The sequence below is a fragment of the Paenibacillus sp. UMB4589-SE434 genome (assembly GCF_030226685.1).
Classification (GTDB): domain Bacteria; phylum Bacillota; class Bacilli; order Paenibacillales; family Paenibacillaceae; genus Paenibacillus_B.
In genome coordinates, this window is the sequence record NZ_JASOYK010000015.1 from 1 (window position 1) to 3,494 (window position 3,494).

Sequence of the window (3,494 nt, forward strand, 5' to 3'; positions counted from 1 at the left end):
AGCTCCAAAGGATCGAACCTAGCACCGACACCAATTTCGCCAAGCTCCAAAGGATCGAACTTAGCACCGACACCAATCTCGCCAAGCTCCAAAGGATCGAACTTAGCACCGACACCAATCTCGCCAAGCTCCAAAGGACCGAACCTAGCGCCGACACCAATCTCGCCAAGCTCCAAAGGACCGAACCTAGCGCCGACACCAATCTCGCCAAGCTCAAAAGGATCTAGCTCCTCGCCAGTACCTTTTGCAGCAAATGCTAATGTACCTAACCCAAGCTATTTCCCAACTTCTGCTGCGACACCTCCTCTTGTTGAAAATGGAGTAATGGGACTAACATATGAACAATTTATGGTGCAGTACCCGATGACACCGGTGCCCTGCAATCCATACGATGTATATCCAACAGGGGTACATCCTTCGATGACATGCGGACATTCTAGCATGCATGGATATCCGGGTTCTGTAGGGGGAATTGGTAATGCGGTTCCAGGATACATGCCTACCGGGCTGCCAGCAGGTGGACCACCAGGAGTATGTGAACCTAATTATCAGCCGTATGATTGCTACAACCCTTATGCTGCTCCTGTCCTACCAGCTCATGCCGTCATAGAGCCGGCTAATCCGTTTATGACTGCACACATCCAGAGTGTACAAAGTGCCCCTCATCCATATCAGCCCATGTATTCCGTCCCGGATGCTGGTCAATGGTATGGTCATGGAGTGAACCCTGAGCAAGCTTACATGCCTTATGGGCATGCTCCTGCTGATGGAAGCTATCCAGAATTGGGCCAATACTCGCAGTATAGCAATCAGGCACAGCAGGTGACGGCAGGTGGAGTTCCACGTCAAGAGGACAATGGAGCCTGGATGGCAGACAATCATTCAACTGCTGCGGAGTCTGGCACCACAACGTCAACAAAGAAAAAAGCTGCCAAAAAAGAGTATAAAACAACTAAAAAGAAAGCTAAAGTGAGTAGTGTAGAAGCGAGAGGAGGGGGCAGAGCAAGAAAACAAAGTGCCCCGTGGATTAATGGTTAATTAAGAAAGAGGCCAGTCCTGTCAGCCGGATGTTCAGGTTGCAGTGGCTGGCTTTTTTGTATGAATAGGAGGATTGGTTTATCCTTTCTTAAAGTTATTAATTATTTATTAATTATAATTAATAAATAATTATGTAGTTTTTTTCCAATTACTTCTCTAAGCTAGTAAATGAGCACAGGATCACATGCAAATATAGAAACAGAAGGAGAAATTAACGTGAATTTTAAAAAAGCAATGATGGCGTCCATGATTATATCCAGTTTGTGTATGACTTTGGCAGGTCCGATCTCAGTAGAAGCGGTGTCGGCGAACGAGCAGCAGAAAAAAATAGAGACAAAGAAATTTAACATAGACAAGAAGCTGGCTGCTAGGCTGCAAAAAGCGGTAGAGCAATATGCGGGCAAAACCATTAAACTTGAGAATGTAGGTACGTTTCAAAATTTAAATATAGTTGTGGTTCAATCTACAGATGGAAAATATGGTGTGGAGTTTGAATCAAGACAAGATAAAATATGGAATGTTTATGAGAAGATAAAAATCACCGAAGTTAGCAAAAAGTTGAAAGACGATATTTTAAAAAACTTAAAAAAGGCTTATCCGAATAAGAAGTACGTATTTAATAACGAAGTTGTTAAGTCGCAGTATTATAATAACAGCAAAAGCGAAATTAGTAAGGAATATATTACGTATAACTTAAATGGTGAAGATTTTCAAACGGTGGCTATTACGAACCCTGTTGAACGCGAAGCGCACATTAGAGTAACGATTCAAGTTGACAAGAAGGACATTGATCCCAAAATGCTGAAAACAGCACAAGAAGCGATCAAAACAGTGTTTGATCATCAATTTGATGTTAATAAGGCTCAGCTTGAGAGTGGGTGGACAGATCGAGAATGGACACTTCAGGATGACACGGCGACTGTGTATATGCTCAGCGGGAAACCGATTAGTATCGTTAATGAGCAGGGCAATAAAGTGACCACAAGCAAAGAATTGACGGAAAAAGAAGTCAAAGAGGTGGTTGCGCCGTTAGCAAAACAAGTATTTAATGTCGATATTTCAGAATATGCCGTAAAATGGGACAGCTTATTTAAAGATTACCGCTTTGTCAATAAAGAGCAAACTACAGTAGTGAGAGCAGCATTGGATGCCGATAAAAACTTGGCGTACATTAAAACAGGGGGCAGAGCAGCCGCAGGAAATTAGGGAAATCAAATACTATTTTATAAAATCGCGAAGTGTATTCATTTCAAACTATATTGCTACTTAGCATGATGAACTGCTAGATAGTATGAACTGGCTCATTGATTGTAGTCGTAAAGCAGTGCTAATGGGCTGGTTCATATCATGCTAAAATGAGTGTCGTGAGGTGATACTGTGGTCATACACTCTATATGTAATAAATTGTGTATTGAAAAAAGTTGTTATCTATTTTATATTTTAAGACCTAGAGACAAAAGTAGTAGTTTTAGTTTCTAGTTAATAGCTAATATGGCGGTCGTGGCGAAGTGGTTAACGCATCGGATTGTGGCTCCGAGATTCGGGGGTTCGATTCCCCTCGATCGCCCCATTTAATTGTATGCCGATGTGGTGGAATTGGCAGACACGCCGCACTCAAAATGCGGTGCCGAGAGGCTTGCCGGTTCGAGTCCGGCCATCGGTATTCTGTAGTAGGGTTGTATTGAAGCACTATTGAGTTGTTACAATTTAATAAGTCACCTTCTTTATACCCTCTAAACGCGACGGTAGTATAGGACATTGCATGAATGTTCTATAACTACCGTCGCGTTTTAGTTTTGTTTATTGTTTAATGAAATCTTCCGTTCCATATCAAGATGTCATATTCACTTATTAATCTTTCTATTATTAAGTTGCATTCTATTCCTGATCTATTATAAGAAAGCTTCATTTGTTGGAAATAACTTCTTACTGCTTGGACCTGTTCAAGAGACAGATATGGGCAGGTCATGTCAAATCCTAATCCTCTAGGTAGGAGGATGGAATGTGGAACGTTCATGCTCTTGGGTGTTGTAAAATGGTAGGAACTATACCGTTCTGATTTCTTTCTACTATATAGGGGAGGTATGCAAGTGAGTGGATTGATATGCACGTAACGATAATAATAACTGCAGCAAAAATTCTTTTATAAAAGGGTTGCAATTAAAAGCATCGTTGTGGTATATTCTAATTCCTGCTTCGTTAAGAGGTTGGAAGCAAGCGAAAGAAGAAAACAACTTTTAAAAAAGATGTTGACTTCGTTTGAAAGACATGATATATTATAAAAGTTGCCGCTGACACGGCAGTGAGTAAAAGAAAGTAACTTACAATTGTTCCTTGAAAACTGAACAACGAGCAACGTTGAATGAAGGACATGATCTCGATCATGAAGCGCATTGAACGGGAATGTTAAGAATCACGAGATTTATCTCGTCAGCAATACAATGAGCAAGTCAAAC

2 protein-coding genes and 2 tRNA genes are annotated in these 3,494 nt (G+C 41.2%); all 4 read left to right on the plus strand.

The window, feature by feature from the left end:
• On the plus strand, nucleotides 1-1,038 hold a 1,038-nt coding region (locus QP775_RS25495; RefSeq protein ID WP_285109336.1), incomplete at its 5' end, for a hypothetical protein.
• Nucleotides 1,039-1,254: 216 nt separating this feature from the next.
• Nucleotides 1,255-2,244: a hypothetical protein gene (locus QP775_RS25500; protein ID WP_285109337.1), complete on the plus strand. Its 990-nt coding sequence runs from the start codon at nucleotides 1,255-1,257 to the stop codon at nucleotides 2,242-2,244.
• Between the two features lie 288 nt (nucleotides 2,245-2,532).
• Nucleotides 2,533-2,608: transfer RNA gene (locus QP775_RS25505), tRNA-His, on the plus strand.
• Between the two features lie 11 nt (nucleotides 2,609-2,619).
• Nucleotides 2,620-2,701: transfer RNA gene (locus tag QP775_RS25510), tRNA-Leu, on the plus strand.
• Nucleotides 2,702-3,494 lie beyond the last annotated feature (793 nt).